Source organism: Pseudoalteromonas sp. 13-15, assembly GCF_001468205.2.
In the GTDB taxonomy this organism is placed as follows: Bacteria; Pseudomonadota; Gammaproteobacteria; order Enterobacterales; family Alteromonadaceae; genus Pseudoalteromonas; species Pseudoalteromonas marina.
This window is the reverse complement of the sequence record NZ_CP019162.1, coordinates 1603066-1618761: the sequence shown is the minus strand read 5'-3', so window position 1 is coordinate 1618761 and position 15696 is coordinate 1603066. Positions and strand designations below refer to the sequence as shown.

General features: G+C 42.3%; 13 protein-coding genes. 12 read left to right on the top strand and 1 reads right to left on the bottom strand.

The genetic code is table 11. The features are described from left to right. Window positions 1–48 precede the first annotated feature (48 nt). From ATS72_RS07485 to ATS72_RS07445, 9 genes are all read left to right on the top strand, one after another. Entirely contained in the window at window positions 49–1350 is a 1302-nt protein-coding gene (locus tag ATS72_RS07485) for a M24 family metallopeptidase (protein WP_058429597.1), read from the top strand. A gap of 175 nt (window positions 1351–1525) precedes the next feature. Then, on the top strand, window positions 1526–2473 hold the full coding sequence (gene metA / locus ATS72_RS07480; RefSeq protein ID WP_058429596.1) for a homoserine O-acetyltransferase MetA: 948 nt from the start codon (window positions 1526–1528) through the stop codon (window positions 2471–2473). Then, window positions 2463–3533 (top strand): homocysteine S-methyltransferase family protein, encoded by a 1071-nt coding sequence (locus ATS72_RS07475; protein ID WP_058429595.1) that lies wholly within the window; start codon window positions 2463–2465, stop codon window positions 3531–3533. The genes metA and ATS72_RS07475 overlap by 11 nt, the downstream gene beginning before the upstream one ends. A 10-nt stretch (window positions 3534–3543) precedes the next feature. Beyond that, entirely contained in the window at window positions 3544–6177 is a 2634-nt protein-coding gene (metH, locus tag ATS72_RS07470) for a methionine synthase (RefSeq protein WP_058429594.1), read from the top strand. Window positions 6178–6419: 242 nt separating this feature from the next. Next, entirely contained in the window at window positions 6420–6788 is a 369-nt protein-coding gene (locus ATS72_RS07465) for a hypothetical protein (RefSeq protein ID WP_039037748.1), read from the top strand. Between the two features lie 80 nt (window positions 6789–6868). Then, entirely contained in the window at window positions 6869–7000 is a 132-nt protein-coding gene (locus tag ATS72_RS19000) for a hypothetical protein (protein ID WP_257790773.1), read from the top strand. A 299-nt stretch (window positions 7001–7299) separates the two neighbouring features. Then, the gene (locus ATS72_RS07455; protein WP_058429593.1) at window positions 7300–7995 is read left to right on the top strand and encodes an aspartate/glutamate racemase family protein; all 696 of its coding nucleotides are present in this window, start codon (window positions 7300–7302) and stop codon (window positions 7993–7995) included. Window positions 7996–8191: 196 nt separating this feature from the next. Then, a complete protein-coding gene (locus ATS72_RS07450) occupies window positions 8192–8689 on the top strand; it encodes a (2Fe-2S)-binding protein (protein ID WP_058429592.1) in 498 nt (165 codons plus the stop codon). Continuing rightward, on the top strand, window positions 8686–10947 hold the full coding sequence (locus ATS72_RS07445; RefSeq protein WP_058429591.1) for a xanthine dehydrogenase family protein molybdopterin-binding subunit: 2262 nt from the start codon (window positions 8686–8688) through the stop codon (window positions 10945–10947). The genes ATS72_RS07450 and ATS72_RS07445 overlap by 4 nt, the downstream gene beginning before the upstream one ends. Before the next feature lie 66 nt (window positions 10948–11013). Here the strand turns inward: ATS72_RS07445 and ATS72_RS07440 are convergent, their stop codons facing one another. Then, window positions 11014–11211 (bottom strand): CsbD family protein, encoded by a 198-nt coding sequence (locus tag ATS72_RS07440; RefSeq protein ID WP_002958133.1) that lies wholly within the window; start codon window positions 11209–11211, stop codon window positions 11014–11016. Between the two features lie 273 nt (window positions 11212–11484). Between ATS72_RS07440 and hrpB the strand changes: the two genes are divergently transcribed. From hrpB to ATS72_RS07425, 3 genes are all read left to right on the top strand, one after another. Then, window positions 11485–13911, top strand: coding sequence for an ATP-dependent helicase HrpB (hrpB, locus tag ATS72_RS07435; RefSeq protein ID WP_058429590.1), 2427 nt, complete (start codon window positions 11485–11487; stop codon window positions 13909–13911). 94 nt (window positions 13912–14005) lie between these two features. Beyond that, on the top strand, window positions 14006–14470 hold the full coding sequence (locus ATS72_RS07430) for a nuclear transport factor 2 family protein (RefSeq protein WP_058429589.1): 465 nt from the start codon (window positions 14006–14008) through the stop codon (window positions 14468–14470). Between the two features lie 109 nt (window positions 14471–14579). Further along, a complete protein-coding gene (locus ATS72_RS07425; protein ID WP_058429588.1) occupies window positions 14580–15695 on the top strand; it encodes an HDOD domain-containing protein in 1116 nt (371 codons plus the stop codon). Window position 15696 lies beyond the last annotated feature (1 nt).

Here is a 15696-nt window from a genome sequence, read left to right as displayed (position 1 = left end):
TTTGGGTGTGCTAACGTATTTAAACCATAGTAAAAATAAGAAAAACCCATGACTATACAAAAAGTAATAACAATGTTGGCTTTGCTTACGTTATTTACCACAAACCCCAAAGCTAACGCAGTCGATTCTCCTTGGCCCGAAATAAGAAAACAAAGAATAAATAAACTCCTGCCAAACGCTTTAAAAGCAGCTAAGGTAGATGCTTGGCTTATTGTTTGTAGAGAAAATAACAACGACCCATTGGCTGACCATATTGGCTGTGAAAACGCAGGTTCGCCAGCGGCATATTTATTTTATTTTAATAAAGGGGCGTTTCATTCGGTAGCCTACTCACCTTCAAGCGAAGCAAAAGCACTCGACGAGCTAAACATACATGAAAAAGTGATCTCGGTGCCACGCAGTGTGTCTGCGTTAAAATACGCGGCTGAGTTTATAAAAAAACAACCCTTTGAGCGTATAGCAATAAATGTCTCTGATCTTAATGCACAGGCAGATGGGTTATCGCACTCGCAATACAAGCAATTAGCTAACTTATTAGGCGCAAAGCAAACAGCAAAGCTCGTATCGTCTGAAGAAGTCGTTTATCAATGGCTTTCAATTAAGTTACCTGCTGAAGTTGAAATAATGAAAGAGGCCGCAATGCTTTCAGCAACGTGGCAAATAGAGGCTTATAAAACTATTATTCCGGGTAAAACCACCGATGCCGATGTAGCTAAATTTTTAAAAGCTAAAATGAAAGCACGAGGTGTAACCGATGCATGGGCTGCCGATCAAAATCCTAACGTAAATTCAGGTCCCGATCGCGGGCATTCGCATTCTACAAATAAAGTCATTATGCCGGGCGACGTAATTCAAATTGATTTTGGCGTAAAGCTCTACAATCGCTGGGTAAGTGACATTCAGCGTTTTGCTTATGTACTTAAAGAAGGGGAAACCTCTGCACCAGCCAACATTCAGCAATATTGGATTAATGCCCGAGATAGCGGTTTTGCCGCATTTAATGCAATGAAACCCGGCGTAAGGGGTATAGACGTAGATCAAGCTCAAACCGTATTAATGAATAAATACAACTCAGAGCCTGTGCCATGGAGTACCGGCCACCCAGTTGGGTATGTTGCACACGATACCGGGCCCAATTTAGGTGGCTCTCGCAGTGCCCAAGTAAGGCCTGCTGCTCATCGTAAACTTAAAGAAGGAATGGTGTTTGCTTTTGATGGCTTTTTTAGTTGGCCTTTAAACAACACCGAGTTTAAAACCATTTCTGTTGAAGAAATGGCTGTAATTACCAAAAAGGGCGCTGAGTATTTAATTCCCCCTCAGCAAAATTTAATATTAGTGGGCAATAACTAGTTCATTATTTTAAATGCAGTGAGTTAAGCCTCTTTTTAAGGGGGTGACTCATTGCTTGCCACATACTTAAGTAGTAATGAATAAATTTAATTTAGACATCTATACATCTAGAGGTTGATATTTTTTGCTTTCAGTTCATAATTAGCGCAAGTTTTTATGAGTAGGAGTTAAAAATATGCCAATTACCGTAAAGGATGAGCTTCCAGCCATTGCACGTTTGCGCCAAGAAAACGTATTCGTAATGCCAAAAAGCCGTGCAAAAACGCAAGAAATCCGCCCAATGCGTTTGGCTATATTAAACTTAATGCCTAATAAAGTAGAAACCGAAGTACAGTTTATTCGCTTACTTGCAAATTCTCCTTTGCAGGTAAATGTAGAGCTGCTGCGCCTAGACACTCACCGTAGCAGTAATAATTCAGAAGAACACCTAGATACCTTTTATCGCTATTTTTCAGAGGTAAAAAATAACAACTACGATGCGCTTATTGTTACAGGCGCACCGCTTGCGCATTTAGAGTATGAAGATGTTGCCTACTGGGAAGAGCTTAAAGTCATTATTGATTGGGCAGAGCAACACGTTACCTCTACGTTGTTTTCGTGTTGGGCGGCTCATGCAGCGCTATTCCATAGCTATAATTTAAAGCGCGACTTAAAACCCAATAAGCTGTGTGGCGTATTTACCCATCAATGTTATTTTAAACATGGCGCATTAACCAGGGGTTTTGACGATACCTTTTTAGTGCCACACTCACGTTATGGGCACATTGATATAAAAAAAATAAATGCGTGTGACGATCTCGTTGTATTAGCAGGCTCTGAGCGAGTGGGTGCTTACTTATTAAAAAACAAATCGGGTAGCCAAGTATTTATAACAGGCCACCCAGAATACGATGCCGACACCCTAAAAGGGGAGTACGAGCGTGATTTACAAAAAAGCCCAGATGCGCCAAAACCTGAAAACTATTTTCCCGATGATGATGCAAGCAAGCAACCGTCAAAAACGTGGCAAAGCCATGCTTTTTTACTTTTTTCGAACTGGTTAAATTACTACGTGTATCAAACCACACCGTATGATATTAATTTAGTTAGCCAAGATGTGAGGACTAACAACTATGCCGAATAATACAGCCGCCAACAAACAAGCCGAACTAAGTGAAGCGCTTAAAGAGCGTATTTTAATTTTAGACGGCGCTATGGGCACTATGATCCAAACCCATAAACTTGAAGAAGAAGACTACCGAGGCGAGCGTTTTAAAGATTGGCACGTGCTAATTAAAGGTAATAATGATTTATTAAGCCTCACTAAGCCAGAGTTAATAACCGATATACACCGCGGCTTTTTAACTGCCGGTGCAGATATTATTGAAACCAATACCTTTAACTCAACCACCATTTCGATGGAAGATTACGACATGGCAAGTATAAGCCGTGAGGTAAACTTAGAGTCGGCAAAACTCGCGCGTGCTATATGTGACGAGTTCACCGCTAAAAATCCAGAAAAACCACGCTATGTAGCCGGTGTTTTAGGGCCAACATCTAAAACCTGTTCTATCTCGCCAGATGTAAACGACCCAGGTTACCGTAACGTAACGTTTGATAAGCTGGTTACTGCCTATGTAGAGTCTACCCTTGCATTAATGGAAGGCGGCGCTGATTTAATACTTATTGAAACCATATTCGACACCCTAAATGCAAAAGCAGCCTCATTCGCAGTAGAAGAAGCATTTGAGCAAGCAGGGCGCACATTACCCGTAATGATCTCAGGCACAATTACCGACGCCTCAGGGCGTACGCTTTCGGGGCAAACAACCGAAGCATTTTATAATTCTATTCGCCATATTAAGCCTATTTCAATTGGCCTTAACTGTGCCCTTGGGCCAGATTTACTGCGCCAATACGTAGAGGAACTTTCGCGCGTATGCGAAACATTTACCTCAGTGCACCCAAATGCAGGTTTGCCTAACGAATTTGGTGAGTACGACCTAGAAGCGGGCGATATGGCAGCCGAGATTATCGATTGGGGCAAATCGGGCTTTATTAATATTGTGGGTGGTTGCTGTGGTACAACGCCTGAGCATATTCGTGCATTTGCCAAAGGACTTGAAGGGGTAAAACCTCGCGCATTGCCAGAGCTTGATGTTCGCATGCGTTTATCAGGCCTTGAAGCCTGTAACTTAAATTAAGGAGCCGCCAATGACCCAACAAATTGCAGTATTTACCAATGTCGGCGAGCGTACCAACGTAACCGGCTCTGCCATGTTTAAACGCTTAATCATGGAAGAAGATTACGAGACCGCCCTGAATGTTGCCCGCGAACAAGTAGAAAACGGCGCCCAGGTTATTGATATCAACATGGACGAAGCCATGCTGGACTCAAAAGCGGCCATGGTGAAGTTTTTAAATTTAATTGCCTCAGAACCTGATATTTCTAAAGTACCTATTATGGTCGACTCTTCTAAATGGGAAGTAATAGAAGCAGGCTTAAAGTGTATTCAAGGCAAGGCTATTGTTAACTCAATATCGCTTAAAGAAGGGGAGGAGCCGTTTAAACACCAAGCTAAAATTATTAAACGTTTTGGTGCAGCTGCTGTTGTTATGGCGTTTGATACCGACGGCCAAGCCGACACCGCAGACCGCAAATACGAAATATGTGCACGCAGCTACAAAATATTAGTAGAAGAGATTGGCTTCCCGCCGGAAGATATCATATTCGACCCTAATATATTTGCCGTGGCCACCGGTATAGAAGAGCACGACAACTACGCCGTAGAATTTATTGAAGGCACACGCCGCATTAAACAAAACTTACCGCACTGTAAAGTGTCGGGTGGGGTGTCTAATGTATCGTTTTCGTTTAGGGGTAATAACCCTGTACGCGAGGCCATTCACTCGGTGTTTTTATACCACGCGATAAAAGCGGGCATGGACATGGGTATTGTAAACGCAGGCCAGCTTGCGGTTTACGATGACATCCCCGAGGAACTTCGCAAAGCCGTAGAAGACGTAATACTTAACACCGACCCCAGTGCAGGTGAGCGTTTAGTAGAGCTTGCACCTAAATATTCAGGTATGGCACAAGCTGAGCGGGTAGAAGACTTAGAATGGCGCACATGGCCTGTTGAAAAACGCCTAGAACACGCTCTTGTAAAAGGCATAACCACCTTTATAGATGAAGACACAGAAGAATGCCGCGCAGCCGCCGATAAACCTATTCACGTAATTGAAGGGCCATTAATGGATGGCATGAACGTGGTAGGGGATTTATTTGGCGCAGGTAAAATGTTTTTACCACAAGTTGTTAAATCGGCCCGCGTTATGAAGCGCGCAGTGGCTTACCTAGACCCATTTATAGAAGCCGAAAAAGAAGAAGGCGCCACTAACGGTAAAGTGGTTATGGCCACCGTAAAAGGCGACGTGCACGACATAGGTAAAAACATTGTAGGCGTAGTACTGCAATGTAATAACTACGAAGTAATCGACTTAGGTGTAATGGTACCTGCCGAAAAAATACTGCAAACAGCCATTGACGAAAAAGCCGATATAATCGGCCTTTCGGGTTTAATTACCCCATCGCTTGACGAAATGGTACACGTAGCTAAAGAAATGACCCGCCGAGGCTTTGAGTTACCTCTTATGATTGGCGGCGCAACGACCTCTAAAGCGCATACTGCAGTTAAAATTGAGCCACAGTACGATAAAGGCGTAGTGTACGTAAATAACGCCAGCCGAGCAGTGGGCGTAGTATCAAGCTTGTTATCTAAAGAGCTAAAACCAGCCTTTTTAGAAAAAACTAAAGCCGAGTACGTAAAAGTACGCGAGCAACAAGCGCGCAAAAAGCCGCGCTCAAAGCCAGTTACCATTCAGCGTGCTCGCGATAACGCAGCACAACTTGATTGGGATAACTACACGCCACCAGTGCCTAAAAAGCTGGGCGTGACTGAGTTTAAAAATGTACCAATAGCCACGTTGCGTAAGTATATAGATTGGACCCCATACTTTATGACGTGGTCAATCGCTGGTAAATACCCGCGCATAATGGACGACGAAGTCGTTGGCGAACAAGCACAAAGCTTATTTAAAGACGCTAACGAGATGCTCGACGACCTTGAAAAAGCAGGCAGTTTACAGCCATTGGGTGTAATAGGTTTATTCCCTGCAAACCGCGTGGGCGATGATATAGAAATTTACACCGACGAAACCCGCAAAGAGCTGTTAAACACCTCGTGCCATTTACGCCAGCAAACCGAAAAAACCGACTTTGCTAACTATTGTTTGGCTGACTACATTGCGCCAAAAGGTACACCTGATTATTTTGGTGCGTTTGCAGTAACGGGCGGTTTAGAAGAAGACGATTTAGCCAATGCGTTTGACGCACAGCAAGACGACTACAATAAAATAATGGTAAAAGCGGTTGCCGACAGGCTCGCAGAAGCGTTTGCTGAATACCTGCACGAACAAGTGCGTAAAGAGTATTGGGGTTACGCACCCGATGAAAACCTGGGTAACGATGAGCTAATTCGCGAAAACTACCAAGGCATTCGCCCAGCGCCGGGTTACCCTGCGTGCCCAGAGCACACCGAGAAAAAGAAAATTTGGCAGTTACTCGATACCGAAAAACGCATTGGCATGCAGCTCACCAGCTCATATGCAATGTGGCCAGGAGCTGCTGTTTCGGGCTGGTATTTCTCACACCCAGAGGCAAAATACTACGCCGTAGCCGCTGTGCAAAAGGATCAGGTAGAAGATTACGCCAAGCGAACTAATATGACGCTCGCAGAGGCCGAAAGATGGCTATCGCCTAATTTGGGGTATGAGCCGGAATCATAGCGAAAAGGTTAAATAGCGAAGCGGTCAGTTTTTAGCTGTCAGCTATCAGTAAAACAAAAACGAGCCTGATTAGGCTCGTTTTTTATTACGTAGCACTATCTAATATCTTTTCAAATTTAGGTAATTACTTGTTTAAAATAAGTTTATTAAGTGAAATTATTGGATGAGGAAATGGAAACCATTTTGAAGGAACCTCAAATGGTATTTGATAAGCTGTTTATACTTTATTAATAAGGGATATTATGACTAAAGAAACTATTCAACTAAATAAAACTAAACATGAATTTAGTTTTTCGACTCTGGGTTTTTTCGTAAAGCTTTTTCTGGTCGGACTTTGCGTTTTGTCACTAATTCTTGCTTCTGGAATGGTATTTATTGTTCTCAAAAAAGGGAGTGTACATCCATTTGCGCTAGTTTTGGCAGTACTTGGCCTTTGTAGTTATGCTTTTTGGCATTTATGGGCTGTATCTAAGAGAAAAGTTAATCAAATAACTACTTTAGCCATACTCAATTTATTAATAGGTGGGAATATTGCAGGCTGCGTAATAATGTTTTTTATTCGCCAATCTGCAGTTAAAGAAAGAGCTTTAATAAACAAAGAAAAGCTTTAAATACTGGTTTTTTATCTCAACCTCAATTAACGTCATTTGGTTAATTGCCTGTTTAAGTTTAAATAATTTAAAGGAATAAAATGAAATTTATACTCTGCATTATGATATGGGTTGCAAGCTCATTATTGGCATACGCTCAGCCTATAGAAACAGTCACTGCACAAAATGAGCAAAGTGAAAAAATTATGCTATTAACTAAAAAAGGTCAATGAGTTAGAAAGTAAGTTATCGAGCTTGTCTTACGACACAGAAAAGTTAGAAGAGGAATTTAATCGTAGTGCATTGGCTGTATTCTTTTTTGCTTTTTTCAGTGCTTGGTGGGCTAAATCTACAGGTCGAAGTGCTTTACTTTGGTTTGTTCTTGGCATTTTCTTTAATTTTATTACCGCTATTGTAATCGTTTGTAAAACCGAACGAGGCATAAAAAAATAGCTATAGCTTAATCCCTCAGCTAATCAAGATATTTTAGGATGACTGCTTAGTTCTTTTAGTAAACTAAAAAGGCAATTTTATGAAAACGATTGGCATGCTTGGTGGTATGAGTTGGGAGTCAACCACTAGTTATTACAAAGCGTTAAACTTGGGTGTAAAAAATGCGTTGGGCGGGCTACATAGTGCCAAAATTTGTATGGTGAGTGTTGATTTTGCCGAAATTGAAACGCTGCAGCATCAAGGTGATTGGCAACAAACAGCTAAGTTACTTACCGAGGCGGCTAAATCTGTAGAGGCTGGTAGGGCTGATTTTTTACTTATTTGCACAAACACCATGCACAAAGTGGCTGACCATATTGCCAGTAATATCAGCATTCCTATTTTGCATATCGCCGATGCCACCGCAGAGCAGTTAAAACACGATGAAATAACGCGAGTAGGCTTACTGGGTACGCAATTTACAATGGAGCAAAACTTTTACAAAGGTCGGTTAACCGATAAGCATAACATTGAAGTGTTAATACCCGAGCCTAATGACCGAGAGCGTGTTCACGACATAATTTATAATCAGTTATGCCAAGGCATTATTAATGATGAAGCGCGAGCTGAGTTTATAAATATTATTGAGCGTATGTTTGAAAAAGGCGCACAGGCTATTGTTTTAGGCTGTACTGAAATCGCTTTATTAGTAGAGCCGCAACATACAACGGTGCCCCTTTACGATACCACCCAAATTCATGCACAGGCCGCGGTTAAATTAGCACTAACTAAATAACTGACATTTAGTTTATACATAAAACTGCCATAGGGCGGTTTTTATGTTTAGCGACTTGCCAATGTTTATTAAAGGCACTTACCGATAAAAATTTCAATAAACCAATCCTAAGTGGTAGGCTAAAAAAGTAGCAAGTATTCAAACCGTTCTCGCGCAACAAGGAATTCCTTTAAAGCGCTTTGCCAAGGAGTTAAATATGATCACGCTTACCGTTAATGGTAATAAACATGAGTTTACAGGCGATCCGTCAACGCCGGTGCTTTGGTATCTTCGAGATGAATTAAATTTAACAGGTCCTAAATTTGGCTGTGGTATGGCGCAGTGTGGTGCGTGCACCATACACATTGATGGCGTAGCGCAGCGCTCATGTGTATTACCGGTATCGGCTGTAGTCGGGCGCAATATTACCTCTATTGAAGGGTTAAGCGAGCAAGGCGACCATCCTGTGCAAAAAGCGTGGGTTGAGCATAAAGTGCCGCAGTGTGGGTTTTGTCAGTGCGGGCAAATTATGCAAGCGGCAAGCTTATTAGCAGCTAACCCCAACCCCACAGATGATGAAATAGTGAGTAATATGTCGGGCAATATTTGTCGTTGTGGCACGTATCCGCGTATTCATAAAGCGATTAAGTCGGCAGCTAAAACTATGGCGGGCGTTGAGTATTTTGACCCAAGTGAACAAGGGGAAGAGGTATGAAAAACGACAATACGTACTTTGACCTAAACCGCCGTCAATTTTTAAAAACCAGCGCAATAGGCGCATTAGTATTAGGCACTTATTTTGTAGGCAGTGCACCAAGAGCGTTTGCTGGCGTGTTAGAGCAACCCTCTGAGCAAGCAAAGCGTGCTAACTTATTTATAGCGCTGCGCCCCGATGGCATGGTTGAAATAACCTGCCACCGCTCTGAAATGGGCCAACAAATTCGTACTGCCATTGCCCAAATTGTGGCAGACGAAATGGAAGCCGCGTGGGATAAAGTAGTGGTTATTCAAGGTAAAGGTGACCCTAAATATGGGGATCAAAATACCGATGGCTCGCGCAGTATTCGCTACAACATGCAGCGCCTGCGCGAAATGGGCGCAAGCGTACGTTACATGATGCAGCACGCAGCTGCTAAATATTGGAAAGTTGAGCCGCAAACCTGTACAGCTAATCAGCACGTGGTAACCCACAGCTCAGGTAAAACGCTTACCTATAAAGACTTAATCGACCTCGCGCTTGGTATTACCCCGCCAGAGCCTGACAAGTTAACACTTAAAACACGTAAAGAATGGCGTTATATAAATACCGGTATGGCGCATATAGACTTAACCGATTTAGTAACCGGTAAAGCCACATTTGCTGCTGATGTTCGCGAGCCAAAAGCGCTGGTGGCTATGATTGAGCGCCCACCGGTAGTAGGTGGTGTGGTTAAATCGTTTGATGCCAGCGCCGCTAAAGCAATTAATGGCGTAGTTGATATTATTGAAATGCCTGTACCAAAAGGTGCGCCGCAATTTCAGCCAAAAGGCGGCATTGCTATTGTTGCTAAAAATACCTGGGCTGTATGGCAGGCGCGTAAAGCACTAAACGTGGTGTGGGATGATGGTAAAAACGGCGATTATAATTCAGAGAGCTTTAAAAAGTCGCTATTACAAACCGTTAATGAGCCGCAAGCGCATGTGCGCGAGAAAGGCGATGCAGCCAGCGTACTGGCTAAATCGAGCAATAAGCTTGTAGCCGACTATTACGCGCCGCACTTAACTCAAGCACCCATGGAGCCACCTTGCGCCACGGCAATGTACAATAAAGACAGTGTAGATATTTGGGCTGCAACGCAAAACCCGCAAGCCGATATGAAAACCGTAGCCGCACTACTGGGTATGGACGAGAGTAAAATTAACGTGCATGTCACCATGTTAGGTGGCGGGTTTGGACGTAAATCTAAACCTGATTTTTCGGCAGAAGCTGCTTACATTTCAATGAAAGTAGGACAACCTATTCGCGTACAATGGACGCGAGAAGATGATATTCAGCACAGTTTTTATCATGCGGTATCGGCTCAACACATTGAGGCGTCACTAGATGAAAAAGGTAATATTGAAGCTTACTTACATCGCACGGCGTTTTCGCCAATTATGTCGACCTTTCAAGAAGGGGCAACGTCGCCTGCAGGTTTTGAACTGCGTTTAGGCTTTACCGATAACCCTATAAACTCACCCAACTTAAAGCTTGAAAACGGCGAAGCACCCGCTAAAACAAGAGTAGGCTGGATGCGCTCGGTATCAAATATTTTTCATGCTTTTGCTATTCAGTCATTTATTGCTGAAGCGGCGCACAAAGCAGGGCGCGACCAAAAAGACTATTTACTTGAAACCATCGGCCCTGATCGTATTTTAGATGTAACCGAGCAAAATGCCTCGTACGATAACTATGGCGCCGATAAAGACGTTTACCCATTAGATATTGGTAAATTACGCCATGTTATTGAAAGAGTGGCTGAGATAAGTAAATGGGGCCGAAAGCTGCCAAAAGGGCGCGGCTTAGGTATTGCTGCGCACCGCAGCTTTTTAACCTATGTGGCTACGGTGGTTGAGGTAGAGGTATCGGACGCTGGTGATTTAAACGTGATTAAATCGTGGGTGGCTATTGATGCGGGTACGGTAGTAAACACCGATACCGTTAAAAACCAAACGCAAGGTGGTTCTATTTACGGTATTACCACTGCTATTAGCGACGGTATTACCTTTGATAAAGGCCGCGTGCAGCAAAGTAATTTTCATGATTACCGCGTACCGCGTATGAGCGATTCACCTTTAGAGGTAGAAGTAGAAATAATACAAAGCGATGCCCCACCTGCAGGTGTTGGGGAGCCCGCAACACCGGTTTATGCCCCTGCATTGTGTAACGCTATTTTTGCTGCCTGTGGTAAACGCATTAGGCAACTGCCTATAGGTAACCAATTAAAAGCGTAAATAACGTCCTTTTTTAGCCGTTAAACAAAAAAACCGCCAAATGGCGGTTTTTTTTGAAGTTAGCGATTAGTGAGTTTTTTCAAACTCATCTACTTCACGCTCTGCTTCTTCTTTAGATTTACCATACTGCTGCTGGATTTTACCCACTAGCTCTGTACGGCTACCTTCAATTTTGTCTAAATCGTCGTCAGTAAGATCGCCCCATTTTTGTTGCGCCTTACCTTTAAGTTCGTTCCAATTACCTTTCATACGATCGCTGTTCATAAGTTTCTCCTTACTTAGATTTAATTAACGTTCACTATAAAAGCAGCAAGGCGTGTACCAATAAGTTAAATTTAAATTTTGTATTTATAATCATGGTGTTATGTTTTTATTGAGGCAGTAATAATTAATGTAGCGCGCATGTCCTCAAAAAATGTACAGAGTGGTCTGTAATTATTTCTGATTATGATGCCCTTTATAACCACACAGCTTTAGCGGCGCGTTTATTTTTGGTTTTTGTTACAATGCATACAAAGCAATTTTGGGTAAATAGCAGTGCTGCCGGTTCAAAACATATATCAAAAACTTCTAACTACATTACAAAGTAACCCCATAACGTTATTACAAGCACCGCCTGGTGCAGGTAAATCAACCTGGTTGCCGCTACAGCTTATGCGCGACGGCCATTTTAAACGTATTGTAATGCTGGAGCCGCGCCGCTTAGCAGCACGTAATATTGCCAATTACTTAGCACAGTGCCAAAACGAAAAAGTGGGCCAGAGTGTTGGTTTGCGAGTACGCGGCGAGAGTAAAGTAAGCAGTAATACGCGCCTTGAAATAGTCACCGAGGGTATGCTTACCCGCATGCTACAAAACGACCCTGAATTAAGTGATATAGATTTACTGATATTTGATGAATTTCATGAGCGCTCAATTGCAGCCGATACCTCACTGGCCTTTGCTTTAGAGACCCAAAGTGCACTGCGTGACGATTTAACCATACTACTTATGTCGGCCACCCTTGATACCGAGCGCTATACGCAGTTTTTTGATTGCCCAGTTATACAATCAAGCGGGCGAAGTTACCCCATAGACGAAGTATACATACCAATAAAAGATGAAAGTCGCTGGTTAGATGCCATTCCTAATATCGTTAAGCAAGCACTAAACGAGCAAAGCGGCAGTGCATTAGTATTTTTACCTGGTCAATTTGAAATATCACGCGTACAACAGGCCCTTAATGATTTACCAAGTAATTGCTTAGTTGCCACATTATTTGGCGAACAAGATAAAGCTAATCAGCAAGCGGCGATTGCTCCTGCGCCTGAGGGCATGCGCAAAGTTGTGCTTACTACTAATGTAGCCGAAACCAGCTTAACCATTGAAGGCATTCGCATTGTTATTGATAGCGGTAAACGCCGCGCAGCGAGCTATAACCTAAAAACAGGTGTAACGGAGCTTACAACACAAAGTATATCGCGCTCCTCTGCCGTGCAGCGTGCAGGGCGTGCAGGGCGAATAGAACCAGGTGTGGTGTACAGGCTTGGCTCAAAGCAAACCTTTGAGCGACGTAATAGTCACGATAGCCCCGAAATACTCACCTCAGACATAAGCCAACTTATGCTGGAGGCAAAACAGTGGGGCGCAAATATCAGCGAACTCACCTTGCTTGATACGCCAACAGCGCAGCAATGCACACAAGCGGCAAGCTTACTAACTATGCTTGAAGCCATCGATAGCAAAGGCAAGCTAACCAAATTGGGCAGTAACATGCTGGGTTTTGGGGCGGATATTCGCTTAGCGCATATGCTTTTAAAAGCATATGCGCTTGAGACAGAACTCCCTGGTATTTATCGCTTAGCACTTTATTTAGTGGCGCTGCTTGAGAGCAGAATAAACAGCGCCAACGAGCTAAGCTTAGCGCTACATAGCCAACAGCAAAGGCCACACCCAGTATTTAAACAGCAGTTAAAATACTGGCAAAGCCGTTTAAAAGTAACCGACAGCAATAGCGAGCTAAACACTGAGTATTTAGGTTTGCTGGTGGCATTAGCTTACCCCGACCGCATTGCAAAAAAACGCGGCAATGGCTATTTACTTGCCAATGGTGCGGGCGCTGATTTAAACACCGATTACTGGCATAACGATGACTATCTTGCTATTGCAAGTATGGGCGGCCATAAAGGCACGCGTATTTTTGCAGCCACCGCACTTAGCCCATTTGAGCTACAAGATTACTTACCGCACTTGTTTACTACGCTTACCCGCTGTGAGTTTGATGAAAAAACCGCACGCTTTATTCATCAAGACGAAGTAAAGCTCGGCGCTATTACGCTTACAAGCCAACCAAGTAAGCAAAAGCTTGATAAAACCGAGCGCGCTAAAGCGTGGCTTAATTTATTTACCAAGCATGGTTTTGCATTATTTAATGAACAACCCGACGCGCAGCAATTATTAATACGCATGAGTTTAGCCAGTCAGTTTATGCCTGATACGTTCCCGGCAATAAGCGAGCAGCAACTTATCAAAACAGCTGATGATTGGTTAGGCGTATATTTACAGGATATAAAAACGCTGGAGCAGCTTAAAAAGTTTAACTACTTTGAAGCACTGCAAAATTGTTTTGACTGGACACAGCAAACAGCCCTAAAAACATTGTTACCGCTTAGGTTAACGGTACCGAGTGGCTCAAATATAAAAATTAATTACCAGTTAGATGGTCCCGCAAAACTTAGCGTGCGCATGCAAGAAGTGTATGGCTTAACAAGTACGCCAATGCTTGCAAATGGCAAGCTGCCACTGCTTATGGAATTACTCTCGCCAGGTAAGCGTTCTTTACAACTTACGCAAGATCTAGCGCACTTTTGGGCTAGTAGTTATCGCGATGTACAAAAAGAAATGAAGGGTCGTTACCCTAAACATTTTTGGCCCGACGATCCAGCCAACAGCGCGGCAACCAATAGAGTAAAAAGCAAAATGTAGGTTTATTAACTTAAAAATATTTGTTTTATTTTTGAGCATATGAATAGAGTGTACCTATAAATAAATCAATACTTTTAACTACAAGGAAGAAGTGATGAAACGACTATTTACATTTGGTTTGCTATTAGTGAGTACCTTTTTGGTTGATGCTGAAGAGGCACTAGACTTAAACAAATTTGCACAGCATTACTACAGCGCCATGACCGCAACGCAAGCGCCTAACGCAAGTGAAAAAGAGCTTGAAGCCTACCTTAGCTTATTAACGGACGATGTTGGCAGTCAGCACATACCGTATCAAGTAGATGACTCTCGCACTGCCGAGGGCAAAAAACTAATGCTCAAAGGCATGAGCTTTTACTTAGGCGCGCATACCCACTATGAAAGTGAGCTACTCAATACTTTTATATTTAACGATAGCGGTTTTGCGATTCGTTATAAAAACCACGCTAAGGGCATTCATCCGCAAAGTAAGCAGCCAATAGAGTACACATCAGTAATGATGGAAGTAATAGAAGTTGAAAACGGTAAAGTGGCGATGATCCGTAAATATCATGAATAAAACCATGCATTTACTTTTTATTAATTAGCGCCTTTGAAAGTAGGGGTATTGATAAAAATATACTACGCTTTAATTATAAACTAGTACGTTATAGCTTTAGGTGTAGTAGATGCATGATTTAAAAATCAATATTCTTATTATTGATGACGACGAACTGCTGTTACGTGCGTTAATACGCACGCTTAACCGTTTATGCCCCAGGGCTCATGTGTGCACAGTTCAAGTTGCTACTCAATTTGAACAGCAAATAAATAACAACGCCTTACCTGATATTATTTTTTGTGATTCGATGATGCAACTTCCCACGGGGAAAAACGTTTTAGAACAAGCTAAAGAGCTCTGCCCATCTGCGCTTAGGTGTTTATTAACAGGTGATATGAGTGGAAATTACCAGCTACAATTAAATAATGTAATCCATTTTCACCTAGTTAAGCCTTTTGCTCAGTCTCATTTAGAGAGTGTAATAAATAGTGCTGTTGTTTTAAAAACACTTCCTATTAGCAGTGAGCATCGCATTATTTTAGGGCAACTCTCTGAGCTTCCGTTTTTAGGTGAGGTAACGCAAAACCTACTCAATGAACTTAATAAAAATGAGCCTAATATTTCTATTTTAGAAAAAGATGTTAGGCACGACCCTTTACTGGCTGGTAAAGTTTTACAAATTGCTAACTCGGCTTTTATGGGGTTTGATAGTAGCACCTCAAGTGTAAAAGAAGCGATTGTAAGGATTGGCTTAATAAACCTCAGAGCAATCGTGGTTTTTTCAGAGTTATCTCATCAGTTACTTATTAAAAATAAACAAAAAGCAATTAATCACTTAATAGACAAAGGCTATAAAAAAGCAGAGTTATCGCAATCGTTAGCAAAATATATAAAGCAAGATCGCCAAACTCAATTACTCGCATGTGCTGTAGGGTTATTAAGTGTTATAGGTGAGTTAATTATAACGAGTGATCCTCATGGCGACTTAGATAACGAAGTTGTACCTAAGTTTGTGTTAAGTGCTTATTTACTGGCGCTTTGGGGGTTTGACCAAAAAATAGTCGACGCGCAATTGATTGATGAATTACCCTCAAAAAAAAGCATATCATTAACCGTGATTCACATGATTGTTGAACATGTGTTTTGCAATAATGCGTTTAACTTTAATCTTGAAGAGTTTGATTTTATAGATGACTTAGCGCTATTTCCCGACATAGAGCAATGGTGGTTAAGTAATAAATAAG